The 17,931-nt window shown below is 73.1% G+C and carries 18 protein-coding genes; 8 read left to right on the top strand and 10 right to left on the bottom strand.

Features of this window, described 5'->3' with window-relative positions; all coding sequences use genetic code 11:
- Nucleotides 1–26: 26 nt before the first annotated feature.
- Both guaA and J4N02_RS06095 read right to left on the bottom strand, forming a co-directional pair.
- Nucleotides 27–1,580, bottom strand: a complete 1,554-nt coding sequence (guaA, locus tag J4N02_RS06100) for a glutamine-hydrolyzing GMP synthase (RefSeq protein ID WP_375539343.1) — start codon at nucleotides 1,578–1,580, stop codon at nucleotides 27–29.
- Between the two features lie 59 nt (nucleotides 1,581–1,639).
- Entirely contained in the window at nucleotides 1,640–2,290 is a 651-nt protein-coding gene (locus J4N02_RS06095) for a hypothetical protein (RefSeq protein WP_188333252.1), read from the bottom strand.
- Nucleotides 2,291–2,546: 256 nt separating this feature from the next.
- Between J4N02_RS06095 and J4N02_RS06090 the strand changes: the two genes are divergently transcribed.
- The gene (locus tag J4N02_RS06090; protein ID WP_188333253.1) at nucleotides 2,547–3,125 is read left to right on the top strand and encodes a hypothetical protein; all 579 of its coding nucleotides are present in this window, start codon (nucleotides 2,547–2,549) and stop codon (nucleotides 3,123–3,125) included.
- A 553-nt stretch (nucleotides 3,126–3,678) separates the two neighbouring features.
- On the opposite strand, the gene J4N02_RS06085 is transcribed toward J4N02_RS06090, so the two are convergent.
- Genes J4N02_RS06085 through J4N02_RS06075 form a run of 3 tightly spaced genes read right to left on the bottom strand, consistent with a single transcriptional unit; the run spans nucleotide 3,679 to nucleotide 5,987 of the window.
- Nucleotides 3,679–3,909: a hypothetical protein gene (locus tag J4N02_RS06085; RefSeq protein WP_208091146.1), complete on the bottom strand. Its 231-nt coding sequence runs from the start codon at nucleotides 3,907–3,909 to the stop codon at nucleotides 3,679–3,681.
- A 21-nt stretch (nucleotides 3,910–3,930) separates the two neighbouring features.
- Nucleotides 3,931–4,473: a cysteine hydrolase family protein gene (locus J4N02_RS06080; protein WP_188333254.1), complete on the bottom strand. Its 543-nt coding sequence runs from the start codon at nucleotides 4,471–4,473 to the stop codon at nucleotides 3,931–3,933.
- Nucleotides 4,470–5,987 (bottom strand): cytosine permease, encoded by a 1,518-nt coding sequence (locus J4N02_RS06075; RefSeq protein WP_188333255.1) that lies wholly within the window; start codon nucleotides 5,985–5,987, stop codon nucleotides 4,470–4,472. Before J4N02_RS06075 ends, J4N02_RS06080 begins: the two co-directional genes overlap by 4 nt.
- 109 nt (nucleotides 5,988–6,096) lie before the next feature.
- On the opposite strand from J4N02_RS06075, the gene J4N02_RS06070 reads away from it, so the two are divergent.
- Nucleotides 6,097–7,290 carry a CapA family protein gene (locus J4N02_RS06070; protein ID WP_188333256.1) on the top strand — a complete coding sequence of 398 codons (1,194 nt, stop codon included), beginning with the start codon at nucleotides 6,097–6,099 and terminating at the stop codon, nucleotides 7,288–7,290.
- Here J4N02_RS06070 and J4N02_RS06065 read toward each other — a convergent pair.
- Nucleotides 7,255–8,232: a PfkB family carbohydrate kinase gene (locus J4N02_RS06065; protein WP_188333257.1), complete on the bottom strand. Its 978-nt coding sequence runs from the start codon at nucleotides 8,230–8,232 to the stop codon at nucleotides 7,255–7,257. The two genes, J4N02_RS06070 and J4N02_RS06065, sit on opposite strands and share 36 nt — an antisense overlap.
- A gap of 87 nt (nucleotides 8,233–8,319) precedes the next feature.
- Here J4N02_RS06065 and J4N02_RS06060 point away from each other — a divergent pair, with 87 nt between their 5' ends.
- Nucleotides 8,320–8,799 carry a DUF2975 domain-containing protein gene (locus J4N02_RS06060; RefSeq protein ID WP_182815021.1) on the top strand — a complete coding sequence of 160 codons (480 nt, stop codon included), beginning with the start codon at nucleotides 8,320–8,322 and terminating at the stop codon, nucleotides 8,797–8,799.
- Nucleotides 8,799–9,005 carry a helix-turn-helix transcriptional regulator gene (locus tag J4N02_RS06055; protein WP_182815022.1) on the top strand — a complete coding sequence of 69 codons (207 nt, stop codon included), beginning with the start codon at nucleotides 8,799–8,801 and terminating at the stop codon, nucleotides 9,003–9,005. The genes J4N02_RS06060 and J4N02_RS06055 overlap by 1 nt, the downstream gene beginning before the upstream one ends.
- On the opposite strand, the gene J4N02_RS06050 is transcribed toward J4N02_RS06055, so the two are convergent.
- Nucleotides 9,006–9,356 carry a DUF2200 domain-containing protein gene (locus tag J4N02_RS06050; RefSeq protein ID WP_188333258.1) on the bottom strand — a complete coding sequence of 117 codons (351 nt, stop codon included), beginning with the start codon at nucleotides 9,354–9,356 and terminating at the stop codon, nucleotides 9,006–9,008.
- Between the two features lie 84 nt (nucleotides 9,357–9,440).
- On the opposite strand from J4N02_RS06050, the gene J4N02_RS06045 reads away from it, so the two are divergent.
- Entirely contained in the window at nucleotides 9,441–10,373 is a 933-nt protein-coding gene (locus tag J4N02_RS06045; protein WP_182817502.1) for a DMT family transporter, read from the top strand.
- Nucleotides 10,374–10,388: 15 nt separating this feature from the next.
- Here the strand turns inward: J4N02_RS06045 and J4N02_RS06040 are convergent, their stop codons facing one another.
- From J4N02_RS06040 to J4N02_RS06030, 3 genes are read right to left on the bottom strand one after another with little or no spacing between them, the layout of a single operon-like run.
- Nucleotides 10,389–11,237 (bottom strand): MaoC/PaaZ C-terminal domain-containing protein, encoded by an 849-nt coding sequence (locus J4N02_RS06040; protein ID WP_182817504.1) that lies wholly within the window; start codon nucleotides 11,235–11,237, stop codon nucleotides 10,389–10,391.
- A 3-nt stretch (nucleotides 11,238–11,240) separates the two neighbouring features.
- Nucleotides 11,241–12,638: a 3-oxoacyl-ACP reductase gene (locus J4N02_RS06035; protein WP_188333259.1), complete on the bottom strand. Its 1,398-nt coding sequence runs from the start codon at nucleotides 12,636–12,638 to the stop codon at nucleotides 11,241–11,243.
- Nucleotides 12,638–13,879: an acetyl-CoA C-acetyltransferase gene (locus J4N02_RS06030; RefSeq protein WP_188333260.1), complete on the bottom strand. Its 1,242-nt coding sequence runs from the start codon at nucleotides 13,877–13,879 to the stop codon at nucleotides 12,638–12,640. The genes J4N02_RS06035 and J4N02_RS06030 overlap by 1 nt, the downstream gene beginning before the upstream one ends.
- A gap of 76 nt (nucleotides 13,880–13,955) precedes the next feature.
- Between J4N02_RS06030 and J4N02_RS06025 the strand changes: the two genes are divergently transcribed.
- From J4N02_RS06025 to J4N02_RS06015, 3 genes are read left to right on the top strand one after another with little or no spacing between them, the layout of a single operon-like run.
- Nucleotides 13,956–14,573: a TetR/AcrR family transcriptional regulator gene (locus J4N02_RS06025; RefSeq protein WP_182817508.1), complete on the top strand. Its 618-nt coding sequence runs from the start codon at nucleotides 13,956–13,958 to the stop codon at nucleotides 14,571–14,573.
- Nucleotides 14,570–16,489, top strand: a complete 1,920-nt coding sequence (locus J4N02_RS06020; protein ID WP_188333261.1) for an acyl-CoA dehydrogenase — start codon at nucleotides 14,570–14,572, stop codon at nucleotides 16,487–16,489. Before J4N02_RS06025 ends, J4N02_RS06020 begins: the two co-directional genes overlap by 4 nt.
- 20 nt (nucleotides 16,490–16,509) lie before the next feature.
- A complete protein-coding gene (locus tag J4N02_RS06015) occupies nucleotides 16,510–17,922 on the top strand; it encodes a bifunctional ADP-dependent NAD(P)H-hydrate dehydratase/NAD(P)H-hydrate epimerase (protein ID WP_188333262.1) in 1,413 nt (470 codons plus the stop codon).
- The last annotated feature ends 9 nt before the right edge of the window (nucleotides 17,923–17,931 follow it).

Below are 17,931 nucleotides of genomic sequence, written 5' to 3'. Positions count from 1 at the left end.
GGGGTCGGCGGCGGTGCCGCCGGCCCTCACTCCCACTCGATGGTGCCCGGCGGCTTGCTGGTCACGTCGAGCACGACGCGGTTGATCTCGCGCACCTCGTTGGTGATGCGGGTCGAGATCTTCTCGAGCAGCTCGTACGGCAGGCGCGACCAGTCGGCGGTCATGGCGTCCTCGCTGGAGACGGGGCGCAGCACGATCGGGTGGCCGTAGGTGCGACCGTCGCCCTGGACGCCGACGCTGCGGACGTCGGCCAGCAGCACCACGGGGAACTGCCAGACGTCGCGGTCGAGGCCCGACTTCGTGAGCTCCTCGCGGGCGATGGCGTCGGCGTCCCGGAGCAGGTCGAGCCGCTCGCGGGTGACCTCGCCGACGATGCGGATGCCGAGGCCCGGGCCGGGGAACGGGTGGCGCCAGACCATCTCGTCGGGCAGGCCCAGCTCGGTGCCCACCGCACGGACCTCGTCCTTGAACAGGGTGCGCAACGGCTCGATGAGCGTGAACTGCAGGTCGTCGGGCAGGCCGCCGACGTTGTGGTGGCTCTTGATGTTGGCCGCACCCTCGCCACCGCCGGACTCGACCACGTCGGGGTACAGCGTGCCCTGCACGAGGAACTCGATGTCCTCGGCCTCGCTGATGTCGCGCACGGTGGACTCGAAGACCCGGATGAACTCCCGACCGATGATCTTGCGCTTCTCCTCGGGGTCGGAGACCCCGGCCAGCGCCCCGAGGAACTGGTCCTCGGCGTCGGCGACCACGAGGTTGATGCCGGTGATGCGGACGAAGTCCTCCTTGACCTGCTCGCGCTCCCCCTTGCGCAGCAGGCCGTGGTCGACGAAGGCGCAGGTCAGCTGGTCACCGATCGCCTTGTGCACCAGGGCGGCGGCCACGGCGGAGTCGACCCCGCCGGACAGCGCGCACAGCACCTGCCTGTCGCCGACCTGCTCGCGGATCGCGGCGATCGACTCCTCGACGATGTTGGCGGCCGTCCAGTTCGGCTCGAGGCCGGCGACGTCGTAGAGGAACTGGGCCAGCACCTGCTGGCCGTGCTGGGAGTGCAGCACCTCGGGGTGCCACTGCACGCCGGCCAGGCGGCGCTCGGGGTCCTCGAACGCGGCCACTGGGGCGCCGGCGGTGTGGGCCAGGACGGAGAAGCCCTCCGGCGCGCGCTTCACCGCGTCGCCGTGGCTCATCCAGCTGGAGAAGGAGTCGGGCAGGTTGTCCAGCAGCGTGCCGCGCTCGACGACGGTCGTGGGCGTGCGGCCGAACTCGCAGACCCCGGTGCGGGCCACCTCGCCGCCGAGGGCGGCGGCCATGGCCTGGAAGCCGTAGCAGATGCCGAACACAGGGATGCCCAGCTCGAACAGCCGCGGGTCGACCTGCGGCGCGCCCTCGGCGTACACCGACTGCGGCCCGCCCGAGAGCACCACCGCGGCGGGCTGGCGGGCCGCGATGGCCTCGACCGACGCCGTGTGCGGGACGATCTCGGAGTACACCTTCGCCTCGCGGACGCGGCGGGCGATGAGCTGGGCGTACTGGGCGCCGAAGTCCACGACGAGGACGGGCGCGTGCGTGGCTTCCACGCTGGCTGCGGTCATGGTGGGAATCCTAGTGGCGCGGCGGCCGCGGCCCGACGGCCGTGTCAGGCCGGGGACGCCCAGGGCTCGGGCGGGTCGTCGGCCACCGCGCGCCCGTCCACCAGGAACGGCCCGGACCAGGACAGGTCCAGGTCGTGGCCCCCGAGGGTGCGGTGCGTGACCCGCACGCCCCACTCGGACGCCTCGCACGTGGGCGTGCCCAGCCGGGCGCAGAAGGCGTCGAACGACCCCGCCGTGGGGGCGTCCGCGACCTGGCACACCCACGCCTCGCCGCAGCCGCGCGGGAGGAGCTCGGCGAGGGCGTCCTGCCCGGAGCGGCGCAGCACCGACCCGCCGGGGGTCCACAGGGCCACGTAGCCGTCGCCGACCCGGGCGGCCGCCCACTCCCCCACGACGCGGTGCTCGTCGAAGCACAGGGTGGCGAACCACGCGTGGGTGCGGCCGGTCGGGTCGTCCTCGGGGAGCCGGTACAGGACGACGAGGGCGTCGCGCAGCTGGCGGACCCGGGGCAGGATCCGCTCCCCGGCCCAAGCGTTGGGGCGCGCCGAGGGGTTGAGCGAGCTGTTCGCCGGGTGCGTGGTGAACACCTGCGCCTCGGGCGAGAGCACCGCCCCCCAGACGTGCTCCTGCAGGCGGGGCAGCCCGGAGCGGTAGTCCTGGGCCGAGCCCAGCAGCACGTGGGGCGTCCGGTACACGCGCAGGTCGGAGGCGTACGGGCGCTCGAGCAGGTCGTGCTCGAAGCGGTAGCGGCCGCGGTTGGCGTGGGCGGTCCAGCGCGGGCCGTCGGGGGCGCCACGAGGGCGGGCGAGCGCGCGGCCGTGCTCGGTGCGGGCGGCGTCGCCCAGGAACTCCCCCGCCAGCAGCTCGGCGGCGTGCCAGACGAGCTGGTGGGAGCAGCCCGACCGCCTCGAAGTCGGCGCAGTCGGCGCGGGCGGCCAGCATGCCGAGGGCGTGGGTGAGGTCGGCCTCGGTGATCGGGTCCGGGCGGCCCAGCGCCCAGCGGGCCAGCGCCGCCCCCACGCCGGTCAGGGACGCCGCGTGCTCGAGCAGCTCGCGGCGCCAGTCGTCGGGGCCGCCCTCGGGGACGGCCCGGTGCCGGGCGGGCAGGCGGGCGTACGACCACGTGCGGTGGAGGGGCAGGCGGGCGGGGTCCTCGGAGGCGACGCCGACGGTCACCTCGCCGAAGCCGGCCAGCTGGGTCGGGCCCTGTACCCCGACCGCGTCGGCACCCGGCAGGTCGACCCACGTCGGCCCCTCGCCCAGCACCACGCGCTGGGACGCCCCGTCGACGGCGACCTCCAGGGCCAGGCCGGCGGGCCCGACGAGGGGCAGCCGGCCGTCGTCGGAGCCCCAGCGGGCCAGGCCGCAGGCCTCGAGCAGCGGTTCGGTGCGGGCGGCGGCGTGCTCGTCGGCACCGGGCGAGGGCACGACGACCCGGACGGGGAGGCCGAGCACCCGGACCCGCAGGATGTGGCGCACCTCCCGGAAGCCGACCTGCCACGTGACCACGGTGAGCGTCGACGTGCGTGAGGGCAGCGGCACCGGCACGCGCGTGGTGTGGGGCTCCATGTAGGTGAAGGAGTCCGACGACGCGAGCGGGCGCCCGTCCAGGTAGGCGCGCCACGGCCCGGTGGAGGCGATCTCCAGCACACGCGGGTCGGCCTGGTCGACCTCCAGCACGGCCGCCGCGACCCCCAGCCGGTAGGAGGGGGTGAAGCAGAACACGCTCCAGTCGACGAGCCCGTCCTCGCCGGTGTGGTGGCGCAGCCACACGGCGTCGCGGGCCACGGCGTCCGGCCCCGGGACCGTCACCGGGGCGCCGACCGCCACCGCGCCGGCCGGCGGTTCCCCCGGCAGCAGGTGCGCCGCGTGCAACCGGGCCTTGAGCCCGGCGACGTCGGGGCCGTTGGTCAGCACCCAGCGGGCCGAGCCGTCGGGCGGCCCCCACGGCGATCCGTCCGCCGGGAGGTGGTCGGCGAGGTCCTCGCACGGCCACCCCCAGGCGGGCGCGACCAGCCAGTCCCGGATCGTCCCCCGTGCGTCGAGGGTGTGGACCGTGCGGTCGGTGACGGGCACGTCGGGCCTACTTCAGGCCGCTGTTGGCGATGCCGAGCACGATGTAGCGCTGCAGGAACAGGAACATGATGATGACCGGCAGCATCGAGACCACGGACATGGCCAGGATGTAGTTGAACGGCACGATCAGCTGGCTGTTGAACTGGGCCAGCGCGACCGGGAGCGTGTACTTCGACTGGTCCGGAACCCCTAGCCACGCAGCGGTGAGCGGCCCTAGGATTTGGGTTTGGCCGTTCACCGAAGATTCACCCGGCCGAGATCAGGCCGTGACCTCCGCGGCCGTCCGCAAGGTCACCTGGGGCGGGTAGAGGCCCATGACCTGCAGGGCCGCCGCGTGGTTCTCCGGGGTCGAGCCCGCGCAGCCGTCCGTCACGACCGTGACCGTGGCGCCGGCGTCCGCCGCGGGAAGGACCGTCGAGATCACGCAGCAGTCCGTCGACACGCCGGTGATGACCAGCTCGGCGGCCTCCCCCACGATCGGGGCGAGGACGTCCCACTTGCCGAAGGTCGGGGCGTCCACCACGACCGCACCCGAGGCGTCCAGCTCCTCGACGAGGTCGAAGTACGGGTCGGTCGACGGACGGTCGGCGAACGGCCAGGCCTTCATGTAGGCGTCCCACGATCCCACGCGACCGGACGCCTCGGGCGGCACCCAGCGCGTGATGATCGTCCGGCCGGCGTAGTGCGGCAGGAGTTCGTTGATGCGGCGCACGGCGTCCGACCACATCGGGGAGCCCCAGTCGGAGTCCGGGTCGGCGAAGATGCGCTGCGGGTCGATGACGACCAACCAGGGCCGGCTCACGCCCGCTCCTCCTGGCGGGCGATGGTGCCGCGGCGCGCGATCAGCGTCACGACAAAGCTCAGCAGCAGCGCCAGCAGGACGCCGAGGTTGGCCCACGGCCAGACGCCGTCCCAGGCCTCAACGCCTTCGACGACGGTGCGGGTGCCCAGGCCGAGCGGCTCGAGCAGGTAGCCCTGCCAGTTGGCCCACGGCGCGTCGCCGGCGAACTGGTTGATGACCAGGCCCCAGCCGATGATCGTGGCCACGACCAGGGTGCCGATCGAGACCCAGTCGAACGCCTGGTAGCGGCCGGTCGGCTCGAAGAGCGCGAGCTCGTCGTAGGGGCGCTTGCGGGTGACGATGTCGGCGATCAGGATGCCGGCCCACGACGCCATCGGGACGCCGAGGATGAGCAGGAAGCTCTGGAACGGGCCGAGGAAGTTCTCGGCGAAGAACACCACCCAGATGGTGCCGATGGTGAGGATGACGCCGTCGATGGCGGCCGCCGCCGGGCGCGGGATGCGGATGCCCAGGCTGAGCAGCGTCAGGCCCGAAGAGTAGATGCCGAGCACGGCGCCGGAGACCAGCGCGAGCACGGCGGTGATCCAGAACGGGATCAGCACCCAGATGGGCAGGATGGTGGCGAGCGTGCCGATCGGGTCGCTGGCGATGCCCTCGCTCAGGGCGGGGTCGGAGCCGGCGAGCAGCAGGCCGAACGTCACCAGGATCACCGGGGCGACCGAGCCGCCGAGGGTGTTCCACAAGACGATGGAGCCGTTGGAGGCGTCCCGGTGCTGGTAGCGCGACCAGTCGGCGGCGATGTTGATCCAGCCCAGGCCGAAGCCGGTCATCACCATGGTGAGGGCGCCCATCAGCTGGCCCACCGAGCCCGACGGGATCGACTGCACGGCCGCCCAGTCGATGTGGCTGACGGTGAGGAGCATGTACACGATCGTGATCGCGCCGGTGATCCAGGTCAGCACGGACTGCAGCTTCATGATCGTGTGGTACCCGAGCACTGACGCGATGACGATGAGGGCCGCGACGGCGACCGCCGCGATGATCTTGGTCGTCGCGCCCCCGCCGATGCCCAGCCGGTCGAACACCGTCGCGGTGGCGAGCACGGCCATGATGGCGAGGAACGTCTCCCAGCCGATCGACAGCAGCCAGCTCACGATGCCCGGCAGCTTCTGCCCGTGGACGCCGAACGCGGCGCGGGAAAGCACCATCGTGGGCACCGAGCCGCGCTTGCCGGCGATCGCTATGATGCCGCAGAGCGCGAACGAGATCGGGATGCCGATGAGCGCCACGACGAGCGCCTGCCAGAACGAGACGCCGAAGCCGTAGATGAAGGCGGCATACCCCATGCCGAACACGGACACGTTGGCGGCGAACCAGGGCCAGAAAAGGTCGCGGGGCTTCGCGGTCCGCTCGGACTCGCTGATGATGTCGATGCCGTTGGTTTCGATGAGGCGGCTCTTCGTGGCTTCGTCGAAGCCCGGGGCCGGCTGCTGCACCGGCTGTGATGCGGTCATCCCCGCAGTGTCGCATGGGCGAACCGCCTGGATCGCGCAGGAGCACCCGGCGTGCCGTGGCGCCTCCGGGGGTGGGTCCGGGTAGCCTGCCGCGAAGGAGGTCTTCCCCATGGCTCCCGTCCTCTTCCTTCGTGCCCTCGCCGCAGCGGGCACCGCCGGAGTCCTCGTGCTCGCCGTCAACGCCGTGGCCACCATCGGACCGGGCAGCGCCGGCTCCGCGCCGGGTGCGATCGTCCCCGCCCTCCCCGACCCGGGCCCCGTCCCCGGCCAGCCACTGGTCGGCGACGACCCGGTCACGATCGCCTTCGCCGGCGACGTCCACTTCGAGAAGCAGCTCGCCCCGGTGGCCGCCGACCCGCAGGGGCTGGCGTCCCTGTCGCCCCACCTGGGCGCGGCCGATCTGACCATCGTCAACCTCGAGTCGGCCGTGACCGACGGGGGCGGGAGGCGGATGGCCGGCAAGCAGTTCACCTTCGCGACCCCGCCCTCGGGCCTCACCACGCTCTCCAACGCCGGCGTGGACGTGGTCTCCCTGGCCAACAACCACGGCGTCGACTTCGGCGCCAAGGGCCTGGAGCAGACGCTCGCGGCCCGGGCCGGCTCCCCCGTCGCCATGGTCGGCATCGGGGCGAACGCGGCCGAGGCCTTCGCGCCGTCCGTCCACACGGTCGACGGCGTGTCGATCGCCGTGCTGGCGGCCACCCAGCTGCGCGACCACACGACGGTCTACTTCCGCGCCGGTGAGGACAAGGCCGGCGTGGCGAGCATGGAGGACCCCGAGCGGCTGCTGGCCGCCGTGCGCGAGGCGGCCGCCACCCACGACGTCGTGGTGGTCGTGCCGCACTGGGGCGTGGAGAAGCACACGTGCCCCTCCGCCAAGCAGGTCGCCGCAGCGAGGCAGCTGGCGGACGCCGGGGCCGACGTGGTCGTGGGCGGCCACAGCCACCGCGTGATGGGCAGCGGCTGGCTGGGCGACACCTACGTCGGCTATGGGCTGGGCAACTTCGTGTGGTTCCGCAACACGACCTTCCCCGGGCGTTCCACCGGCGTGCTGACCGTCGAGGTCGACAAGGGGCAGGTCGCGGCCAAGAGAAAGGCGCTCGCCCAGGGCGAGCCATCGCCCGGCCCCGTGGTCGTCCGGGACGCGTGGCAGCCCTTGTCGATCACGGCGTCCGGCATCCCGGCCGCCGACCCGGAGACGGCGCAGCAGATGCTGGCCGACCGGGGCGCGGCCCTGGCGTGCAGCGGCCTCGACGCCGCCCCGCGCTCAGCGCCCCTGGTCGCCACCGCCCCCGGCCGGTAGCCCCGCCAGAAAGGCGTCGATCTCGGACGCCGTGGGTGCGGCCGCCGGGCCACGGCGGGTGACGGCGATGGCGCCGGCCACGTTGGCCCGCCGGCAGGATTCGACCCAGTCGGTGCCCCGCGCGCGCTCGGCCAGCAGGACGCCCGTGTGCGCGTCGCCGGCCCCGTTGGTGTCGACCGGCTCCTGCGGGAAGCCGGGCACGTCAGTGGTCACGCCGTCGACGGCGACGGCGCACCCGTGGGGTCCGTCGCGGACGACGATGACGATGCCGGGCAGTAGCCCGGCGAGGGCGTCCGCGGCGTCGGCCATGTCCGTGCCCGGGTGGTCGGCGCTCGGGATGCCGTGGGCGGCGAGCAGGTCGTCCGCCTCCTCCTGGTTGGAGGTCCACACGGTGGTGTGCCGCAGCATCATCGCGCGGTGCTCGGGCGGCAGGGCGGCGAACGACGCACCGGGGTCGAGGACGACCTCGACGCCGTCGGGGAGGGTGTCGAGCCAGGCCAGCAACGGGGCCCGGGTCGACTCGACCGCCAGCGAGTAGCCGGTAACGCAGACGAGGTCGCCGGCGGCGGGCCCGCTGGCCGCGAGGCTGTCGACGGTGATGCGGCGCTCGGCGCCCAGTGTGGTGACGAACGTCCGTTCGGCGCTGGGTTCGACGAGGACGACGCAGAGCGCGGTGTCGGCGTCCGGGACGGCGGGGGCGGACCAGACAACGCCCTCGGCGTCCAGCGCGGCGCGGATGATGTCGCCGTTGGGCCCTGTCCCGATCGCCCCGGCGTGCACGCAGTCGGCGCCCGAGCGGGCCGCGGCGGCGAGGATGTTCACCGCTCCCCCGGCGTGCTGGTTCCAGTCGACGGCCATCACGTTCTGCCCCCGGCGCGGCAGGGCGGGGATCATCGCGGTGGCGTCCACCAGCGCCTGGCCGGTGTGGATGATGCGAGGCATGGGCCGCAGCGTATCGCGCTGCTGCATATTGTTGCGCGATCGATTCATATCGTTTTACGATGTGTTCACCGAACGAAAGGTGCACCCATGTCCCGCCCCCTGCGCATCGCCCTCTGGGCCCTCATCGTCTCCCTGGCGCTCGGCGTCCTGGTCGTGGCCGGACTGATGCTCCCGCTGGCCGCGTTCCAGGCCGCCGAGTCCTACCCCGAGTACGCCTACCTGGCCTGGCCCTTCCTGCTCTCCTTCTGGGCGGCCTGTGCCGCGGCCCTCGTGGTGCTCGGTGTGGCCGCCCGCCTGGTCGGGCTCGCGGCGTCCGGGCAGCTGCTGAGCCGGGCCACCCAAGGCCCGCTCGCGGTGGCGATCGGCGGGTTCGGCGCGATGGCGGTGGTGTTCCTGGGCCTGAACGGGGTGCTGACGTTCGTCGTGGGGCAGAACCACCCGAGCGTGTTCCTGGCGCTGCTCGGCCTGGGGCTGATCTGCCTGACCGCAGCCCTGGCGCTGGTGGCCGCCAAGGGGCAGGTCGCCCGTGCGTCGGCCCTCGCCGACGAGGTGGAGGCGTTCGTCTGATGATCGAGGTGTCCCTCGACGTGGTACTGGCCACGCGCAAGATGACGCTCACCGAGCTCTCCGAGCGGGTGGGGATCACGCCCGCCAACCTGTCCAACCTGAAGAACGGCCGCGCCCGCGGCGTCCGGTTCTCGACGCTGGCCGCGATCTGTCGCGAGCTCGACTGCCAGCCCGGCGACCTGTTGACCTACTCCCCGGCCGACTGATCAGGACCGCAGGATCGAGGCCATCTTCTTGCCCTTGGCGAGCTCGTCGACGAGCTTGTCCATCCAGCGGATCCGCTGCATCAGCGGGTCCTCGATCTCCTCGACGCGGTACCCGCAGATGACGCCGGCGATCAGGCCCGCGTTCGGGTTCAGCTTCGGCGCCTGCGCGAAGAACGTCTCCAGGTCGCGCTGGTCGGCGACCGCCTCGGCGATGCCGGCCTCGTCGTAGCCGGTCAGCCACTCCAGCACCGTGTGCAGGTCCGCGACGGTGTACCCCTTCTTCTGCGCCTTGGTGACGTAGTGCGGGTAGATGTCGGCGAACGGGATGCCGAAGATGCGGTGTCGCGTCACGGCGGACAGCCTAGGCCGTGGGGTCGGCGTCCGCCTGTCGGCGACGGCCCACCCACATCTGGCGCGGAACTACATTGACCGGCCATGGACAGGTCGACGCGCACGGGGGTGCTGGCGGCGCTCGGCACCGAGGCGCTGTACGGCGGCTCGTTCGTCTTCACCAAGGGCGTGACCGCCACGATCGACCCGTTCACGCTGCTGGCCTGGCGGTTCGCGACGGCCCTGGCCGTCCTGGGCGTGCTGGTCGCGCTGCGCGTCGTCCGGCTCTCCCTCGACCGCGCCGTGGTGAAGCCCCTGCTGGTGCTCGCGCTGCTGCAGCCGCTGGTCTACTACACGGCCGAGACGTACGGCGTCATGCGCACGACGGCGTCGGAGAGCGCGCTGATCATCTCGGCGATCCCCGTGGCGATGCTGGCGACGGCGGCGGTGCTCCTGGGGACCAGGCCCTCGCGGCGGCAGGCCGCGGGCATCGCGGTCACCCTGGTCGGCGTCCTCGTCACGGTCGTCGCCGGCGGCCTCTCGGCCCGGTTCGACGCGTGGGGTTACGCCCTGCTGTTCGTCGCCGTCCTCGCGTTCTCGCTGTACGCCGCCCTCGCGCACCGGTTCGCCCACACCCGCGACGTCGACCGGACGTTCGTGATGGTCGCCTCCGGCGCCGTCGTGTTCGGGACCATCGCCGCGGCCCAGCACGCCGCCGGCGGGACGCTGGGCAGGCTGGCCACGCTGCCGCTGGCGGAGCCCTCGTTCGGACTGTCGGTCGCGGCGCTGGCACTCGGGCCGACCATCGGGGCGTTCTTCCTGCAGAACGTGGCGATCCGGAACCTGGGCGCCACCCGCTTCTCGACGTTCATCGGCATCTCGACGCTGGTCACCCTCGCGCTCGGCGCCGCCGTGCTCGGCGAGCGGCTGGGGTGGGCCCAGTTGCTGGGCGGGGCCGCGATCCTGGGCGGCGTCTACCTCGCCAATCGTCCGCGACGGGGCGAGCCGGCGGCCCTCCCCGACCAGGCCGTGGCCTGATCGGGGAGGGACCGGTCAGGCGGCGGTGATCGCCCCGGTCAGGTAGGGCTTGCCGTCGCGGTTGGTGACGGCGAAGGCCGACCCGTCGGTGGCGAAGCCCACCTTGTTCGGCAGCAGGATCGGCTTGGTGAACCGCACGTCCACCGCGTACGCCTCGGGCAGGCGCGGGCCGAGCGCGGCGAGGGAGCGCGCGTGCGTCCACATGCCGTGCACGATCGGCCGCTTGAAGCCGAACAGCCGCGCGGTCAGCGCGTTGAGGTGGATCGGGTTCACGTCGCCCGACACCTCGGCGTACTGCCGGCCCAGGTCGCCGGGCAGGCGCCACTGCTGGCTCGGTGCCGGCAGCTCGACCACGGACGCCGCGGGCTCGGCCGGCTGCTCCCCGGCCGGGGCCTTGGCCCCGAGCGCCAGGTAGGTGCTGGTGCCGCTCCAGGCGACCTGGCCGCCCTTGCCGCGCACCTCGCCGATGACGTCGAACAGGGCGCCCTTGCGGTGGGCCCGGGCGTTGCCGGTGCGCACGATCAGCGCCAGTTCCTCCCCCACCCCGACGGGGCGGTGCAGCGTCATGCTGTTGGAGGCGTGGACCAAGCCGGCCAGGGCGTAGGGGAAGTCCTTCGCCGCGAGCAGCGCGGTCTGGAGCGGGAACGTCAGCACGTGCAGCCACGTCGCCGGCACCTGGTCGCGCAGGGTGAACCCGCACACCCGGTTGTAGGCGGCGAGGCGGGCCAGGTCCTGCTTGTGCGAGGCCACGATCGCGGACCGCTCGGGCAGCGGGCGGCCACCCTTGGCGCCGATCCCGCCGGCCACGCCCTTGACGAGCAGTGGGGCGATGGCGGGGAGCTCGGAGAAGACGAGGTCAGCCATGGTTCACCGCCCGATCAGGTTCTGGCCGCAGACCCGGATGACCTGCCCGTCGACGCCGCTGGAGGCGGGGTCGCACAGGTAGGCGATGGTCTCGGCGACGTCGACCGGCTGGCCGCCCTGCGACAGTGAGTTGGTCCGGCGGAACACCTCGCGCTGCACGTAGGGGATCTTGCCGGTCATCTCGGTCTCGATGAAGCCGGGAGCCACGCCGTTGGTGGTGACGCGGCTGTCGGCGAGCTCGTCGCGCATCGCCCAGACCAGGCCCATCACGCCGGCCTTGGACGCCGCGTAGTTGGTCTGGCCCTTGTTCCCGGCCCAGCCGGAGGTCGACGCGATGCCGACGATGCGGCCGTCCTCGGCGAGCGCGCCGGGGCGGTCGTGGTCGAGGAGGACCTCGTTGATCCGCATCTCGGCGGCGAGGTTGACGTCGAGCACGGACGCCCAGACCTTCTCGTCCAGGTTGGCCAGCATCTTGTCGCGGGTGATGCCGGCGTTGTGGACCATGGCCCAGATGCGGGCCTCGGGGCCGTGCACGCGGGCCACGTGGTCGGCGATGCGGGCGCCGGCGTCGGGGGCGGTGATGTCGAGCTGCAGGGCCGAGCCCTTGAGCTCGTTCGCCACCTGGGCGAGGCTCTCGCCCGCGGCCGGGATGTCGACCACCACGAGCTTGGCGCCGTCGCGGTGGAAGGTGCGCGCGATGGCCGCGCCGATGCCGCGGGCGGCGCCGGTGACGACGACGACCCGGTCGGCGAAGGGCTTGTCGGACGCCGCGCCCTCGACCGGGGTCTTGGCCGGGGCGACCCGCCAGACCTGGCCCGAGACGAAGGCCGAGCGGCCCTCGAGCAGGAACGACATCGTCGAGACGAGGTCGGACGCCTGAACGCCCTCGGCGAGCAGCACCAGGTTGGCGGTCGAGCCGCCGCGCAGCTCCTTGCCGACGGTGCGCATGATGCCGTCGATGCCCTGGGCCACGGCCTTGGCCTCGAGCCCGTCGACCGCGTCGGCCTCGGTGGCGAGGATGATGACGCGCCCGGACTTCTCCAGGCCCTTCATCACCGGGCGCAGCACCTGGCGGAGCAGCTCGAGCTGCGCGATCTCGCGCACCCCGGTGGCGTCGATGACGAGCGCGCCCGGCCGGGTCTCGTAGCGCGGCGGCTGCGGGCGGCCCTTCTCGTCGTCCGTGCGGTTGCCCGGCAGGTCGAGCAGGGGCTCGACCGGGCTGACGCCCACGGCGTCCAGCACCTCGGCGGCGATGCCGCCGCCGGGCAGGGACGCCAGCGCGACGGGCCCGGCGGGCAGCACCCGGCCGCGGCGCAGGCGCGGCGGCTCGGCGAGGCCGGCCTTGGCGGCGACCTTGCGGCCGACGGGGCTGGTCAGGATTCCCTCGAGGAGGCCGGCCATCACACCGCCTCCAGGATGGCGGTGACGGCCATGCCGCCGGCGGCGCAGATCGAGATGAGGCCCTTCGAACCCGGGCCCTTCTCGGCGAGCATCTTGGCCAGCGTGGCGACGATGCGCCCGCCGGTCGCGGCGAAGGGGTGGCCGGCGGCCAGCGAGGAGCCGTTCACGTTGAGCTTCGCGCGGTCGATGGTGATGCCGCCCTGCTCGAGCGCGGCCAGCGTGGCCAGCACGGTCGACGCGAACGCCTCGTGGATCTCGAACAGGTCGATGTCGTCGGCGGTGAGGCCGTTGCGCTCGAGCAGCTCGGGGATGGCGCGGGCGCCGGCGAGCAGCAGGTCCTCGTTGCCGGTGACGTAGTCGGACGCCGCGACCTGCGCGTCCACGACCCTGGCCAGGACCGGCCAGTTCTGCGCGCGGGCGTGCGACTCCTCGGCGAGGAGGACGACGGCGGCGCCGTCGGTGAGCGCGGTGGAGTTGCCGGCCGTCATGGTGCCCTCCGGGCCGCCGAAGACGGGCTTGAGCTTGGCCAGGGCGGCGGCGGTGGTCTCGGGGCGGAGGATCTTGTCCTTGGCCACCTTCAGGAAGGGGGTGACCAGGTCGTCGAAGAAGCCGGAGTCCCACGCCTTGGCGAGGTTCTGGTGGGAGGCGAGGGTCAGGGCGTCCTGGTCCTCGCGGCTGATGCCCCACTTCTGGGTGGTCTGGGCCTGGGACTCGCCCATCGACAGGCCGGTGCGCGGCTCGACGACCGCCGGCGGGACCGGCGCGAGGTCGGCGGGGCGGACCTTGGCGAACGCCTTGATGCGGTCGACCGGCTTGCGGGCGTAGGAGGCCTTGAGCAGCGCGCGGCGCAGGCCCTCCTTCACCACGATCGGCGCGTCGGAGGCGGAGTCGACGCCGCCGGCGATGGCCGTGGTGGCCTGGCCGAGGCGGATCTTGTTGGCCGCGTAGATGACGGCCTCCAGGCCGGTGCCGCAGGCCTGCTGCAGGTCGATGGCCGGGGTGTGCGGGTCGAGGGCGGAGCCCAGGACCGACTCGCGGGTCAGGTTGAAGTCACGCGTGTGCTTGAGCACCGCACCGGCCACGACCTCGTCGACCTTGGTGCCGGCGAGCCCGAAGCGGGCCACGAGACCGTCGATGGCCGCGGTGAGCATGTCCTGGTTCGACGCCTGGGCATAGGCGGTGCCGGCCTTGACGAAGGGAGTGCGGTTGCCGCCGACGATGACGGCGTTGCGCTCGAGCATGGGTTCTCCTCTGTGGGAACGGGATTGACCGAAACTCAGGGTAGCAGGTACGTGAAGTTTCGGATACCCTCGGTACATGACAACTTCCGTGGACGGCCGCACCACGCGCTGGGCGGAGCACAACGCCCAGCGTCGGCGCGAGCTCGTCGAGGCCACCCTGCGCGCCATCCGGCGCAAGGGGCACGGCATCGGCATGGACGACCTGGCGGCCGACGCCGGGACGTCCAAGACGGTGTTCTACCGGCACTTCGGCGACCGCGCCGGGCTGTACGCGGCGGTGGTCGAGTCCGTGCAGGAGTTCATCCTGGGCAACCTGACCGGCCACCTGGCGTCCGAGCTACCCCCTGACCGGTTGGTGGCCCAACTCGCGGACGCCTACCTCGCCGTCGTCGAGGCCGACGGCGAGATCTACCGGTTCGTGTCCAACCGGCCGGGTGACTCGCCCGACCCGGTCCTGGGCATCACCAACCGGATCGGCGACGAGGTGTCGGCGGCCTTCCGCCGGTGGCTCGAGGCCGAGGGGCTCGACCCCGATCCCGCCAACATCTGGGGCCATGGCGCCGTCGGCTACATCTGGGCCGTCGCCGACCGGTGGATCCTCACCGACCTGCGGCGTCCGCGCGCCGAGGTCGTCGCCTACGTCAACCAGTTCTTCGTACCCGCGTTCGCCGCACAGACAAGGAAGTCCGCATGACCGCCACCGCACCCGCCCGCACCAGCTCCCTGACCGCCACCGGCGAGGCCCTGCGCCGCGCGCTCGACGGCCCGTTCCACGACGTCAAGCAGCGCTGGCGCGACGAGGTCACCGCCTCCGACTTCGTGCGTGACCCCGACTGGGACATCCCCACCGCCCGCGAGTGGGCCCTCGACAAGCTCCTGGCGCTCGCCGCCCGCGACTTCGCGATCGCCGGTTTCCCCGAGGCCCAGGGCGGCCGCGGCACGGTCGCCGAGTCGGTGGCCCACTTCGAGATGCTCGCCATGGGCGACCTCTCCCTGACCATCAAGTCCGGCGTCCAGCACGGCCTGTGGGGCGGCGCGGTGACCAACCTCGGCACCCAGTGGCACCACGAGACCTGGCTGCCCGGCACCATCACCGGAGAGGCCACCGGCTGCTTCGCCATGACCGAGCTCGGCCACGGCTCCGACGTGCAGTCGATCGAGACCACGATCACGTGGATCCCCGAGGACGGCGAGTTCGAGGTCCACTCCCCCACCCCGGGCTCGACGAAGGCCTACATCGGCAACGCCGCCACCCACGGCAAGTGGGCCGCGGTCTTCGGCCAGTTGATCGTCGACGGCGAGAACCACGGCGTCCACGTGATCGTCGTGCGCATCCGTGAGGAGGACCTCGGCGCGGTCGAGGGCGTCACCTGCGGCGACCAGGGCCACAAGGGCGGCCTGCTCGGCGTCGACAACGGCACCATCACCTTCGACCACGTCCGCGTCCCGCGCGAGCACCTGCTCGACCGCTTCGGCGGCGTGAACGCCGACGGCGTCTACGAGTCGACCATCGAGTCGCGCAACGCCCGCTTCTTCACGATGCTCGGCACGCTGGTCCGCGGCCGCATCTGCGTCGGTGGTGGCGCGGCGTCCGGCACCCGCAAGGCCCTCTCGATCGCCACCCGCTACGCCCTCAAGCGCACCCAGTTCCGCCAGCCGGGCCTGGGCGAGGAGATCCTGCTGCTGGACTACCAGACCCACCAGCGCAAGCTCTTGCCGAACATCGCCAAGGCGTACGCCTACGGCTTCGCGCAGAACGAGATCGCGCTGCAGCTGGAGCGCGTCACCGAGGCCGCCGGCTCCGACCCGACCGCCGCCCGCGAGCTCGAGACCCGCGCCGCCGGCATGAAGGCCCTGCTCACCCGCTGGGCCAACGACACCATCCAGGTCTGCCGCGAGGCCTGCGGCGGCGCCGGCTACCTGAGCGAGAACGGCCTGACCATGCTCCGCCAGGACGCCGACGTCTTCGCCACCTTCGAGGGGGACAACACCGTCCTGCTGCAGCTGGTCGCCAAGGCCCTGCTGCTGGACTACAAGAAGACCTGGGGCGACATGGACATGCGCGGGACCGCCCAGGCGACCGCCCGCATGCTGGGCGGCACGTTCCTCGAGCGCACCACCGCCAAGGCGGTCATCGACCGCATCCTGTCGGGTTCGAAGAGCAAGGACGTCGGCTCCCGCGCCTGGCACATCGAGATGTTCGAGGACCGCGAGAAGCACACCGTCGAGGGCCTGGCCAAGCGCATGCGCGCCGCCGCCAAGGCGTCCGACAGCTTCGCGGCCGTCAACGCCTGCCAGCAGCACATGCTCGCCGCCGCCAGGGCGCACACCGACCGCGTGGTGCTCGAGGCCTTCATCGAGGGCATCCACGAGTGCCAGGACCCGTACATCGCCTCCATCCTCGGCAAGGTCTGCGACCTGTACGCGCTGGCCACCATCGAGGAGAACCGCGGCTGGTACATGGAGCACGAGCGCTTCGACGGCGCCCGCTCCAAGGCCGTCACCGAGGCCGTGGACGCCCTGTGCCTCGACCTGCGGGGCAAGGCGCTGGAGCTCGTCGAGGGCCTGGGCGTCGAGGAGGGCTGGCTCAACGCCGCGATCCTCGACTGAGGACGGCTAGCGTGGGCTCCATGGAGCCCATCGCCAGCGCCCAGTCGATCCGCGACGCCGAGGCCGCGTGGTTCGCCGCCCACCCGGGCGGGGACCTCATGGGGGAGGCGGCCTCGGCGGTCGCACGCACCTGCGCCGAGGTGCTCGCCGGACGCGAGCACCTCGGCGTCCTCGTCGTTGCGGGACCGGGCAACAACGCCGGCGACGCGCTGTTCGCGGCGTCCGAGCTCGGTGAGCTGTGCGAGCGCCGGGTGCCGCTCTGGGTCTGGCCCGTGGTGGACTCCACCCACACCGACGGACTGGACTCCGCGCTCGCCGAGGGGGCGGTGGTCGTGGACGCCGCGGCCGCCCTCACGCTCTGCACGGGGGTGGGCCTCGTGCTCGACGGCGTCTCCGGGCTGGGCGGGAGGCCCGGCCTCCCGGACGCCGTGGCCGCGGTCGCCCGCGCGGCGCACGAGGCGGGCGTGCCCGTCGTGGCTGTCGACATCCCCTCCGGCCTGGTGGCCGACTCCCCCGTCGCGCACGACAGCTTCGTCGCCGACGTCACGGTGACCTTCATCGCCCGCAAGCTCGCCCACGTGGCCGAGCCCGCGGCGTCCCGGTGCGGCCGGGTCGAGCTGGTCGACATCGGGGTCGCTCCCCCGGCGGTCGACGTGTGGCGGGTCACCGCGGACGACCTGCGCGCCTGGTACCCCTGGCCCGGCCCCACCTCCGACAAGTACGCCCGCGGCGTGGTCGGGATCGACACCGGCACCGCCACCTACCCGGGTGCGGCCGTGCTCGGGGTCTCGGGCGCCCTGCACGCGGGGGCGGGCATGGTCCGCTACGCCGGACCCGCGCGCGACGAGGTGCTGCGTGCGTTCCCCAGCGTGGTGGCGCCGGTCGACCCCGCCGAACCGGGACGCGTCCAGGCCTGGGTGTGCGGTTCCGGCTGGCCGGGCGGTGACGCCGACCGGCTCGCCCGCCGGGTCGACGACTGGGTGCCGATGGTGCTGGACGCCGGCGCCCTCGACGGCCTGCCTGCCGAGCTGCCGGACGGCTCGGTGCTCACCCCGCACGCCGGGGAGCTGGCGCGCCTGCTGGGGGTGGAGCGGTCCGCCGTCGAGGCCGATCCCCTCGGACACGCGCGCCGGGCCGCCGCGGAGACGGGGGCGTGCGTGCTGCTCAAGGGGGCGTCCCAGTACTCGGTGGCACCCGACGGGACCGCGATCCTCGCCGAGCCCGGCCCCGCGTGGACCGCCACCGCCGGCTCGGGCGACGTGCTGGCCGGGATGCTGGGCACCCTCCTCGCCGCCGGCGTTCCCTCGTTGTGGGCGGCCGCGCTCGCGGCGTCCCTGCAGGCCCGGGCCGCCGCCGCGCTGCCGGGCCCGCACACCCCCGAGGAGGTCGCGGCGCGCTCCCTGCCCGGGGTGGTCGCCGCGCTCCGAACCTGATGCAGCCGT

Source organism: Propioniciclava sp. MC1595 (assembly GCF_017569205.1).
Classification (GTDB): Bacteria; Actinomycetota; Actinomycetes; order Propionibacteriales; family Propionibacteriaceae; genus Propioniciclava.
The sequence above is the reverse complement of the archived record's forward strand: the minus strand, read 5'-3'. Positions and strand labels throughout refer to the sequence as shown.

Excerpts from the sequence above, each read along its gene's own strand:
- J4N02_RS06035 (WP_188333259.1), bottom strand. The coding sequence starts at position 12,638 with ATGGCCGGCCTCCTCGAGGGAATCCTGACCAGCCCCGTCGGCCGCAAG.
- J4N02_RS06040 (WP_182817504.1), bottom strand. The coding sequence starts at position 11,237 with ATGGCTGACCTCGTCTTCTCCGAGCTCCCCGCCATCGCCCCACTGCTC.
- J4N02_RS06045 (WP_182817502.1), top strand. The coding sequence starts at position 9,441 with ATGGACAGGTCGACGCGCACGGGGGTGCTGGCGGCGCTCGGCACCGAG.
- J4N02_RS06060 (WP_182815021.1), top strand. The coding sequence starts at position 8,320 with ATGTCCCGCCCCCTGCGCATCGCCCTCTGGGCCCTCATCGTCTCCCTG.
- J4N02_RS06020 (WP_188333261.1), top strand. The coding sequence starts at position 14,570 with ATGACCGCCACCGCACCCGCCCGCACCAGCTCCCTGACCGCCACCGGC.
- J4N02_RS06030 (WP_188333260.1), bottom strand. The coding sequence starts at position 13,879 with ATGCTCGAGCGCAACGCCGTCATCGTCGGCGGCAACCGCACTCCCTTC.
- J4N02_RS06015 (WP_188333262.1), top strand. The coding sequence starts at position 16,510 with ATGGAGCCCATCGCCAGCGCCCAGTCGATCCGCGACGCCGAGGCCGCG.
- J4N02_RS06065 (WP_188333257.1), bottom strand. The coding sequence starts at position 8,232 with ATGCCTCGCATCATCCACACCGGCCAGGCGCTGGTGGACGCCACCGCG.
- J4N02_RS06025 (WP_182817508.1), top strand. The coding sequence starts at position 13,956 with ATGACAACTTCCGTGGACGGCCGCACCACGCGCTGGGCGGAGCACAAC.
- J4N02_RS06075 (WP_188333255.1), bottom strand. The coding sequence starts at position 5,987 with ATGACCGCATCACAGCCGGTGCAGCAGCCGGCCCCGGGCTTCGACGAA.
- J4N02_RS06055 (WP_182815022.1), top strand. The coding sequence starts at position 8,799 with ATGATCGAGGTGTCCCTCGACGTGGTACTGGCCACGCGCAAGATGACG.
- J4N02_RS06070 (WP_188333256.1), top strand. The coding sequence starts at position 6,097 with ATGGCTCCCGTCCTCTTCCTTCGTGCCCTCGCCGCAGCGGGCACCGCC.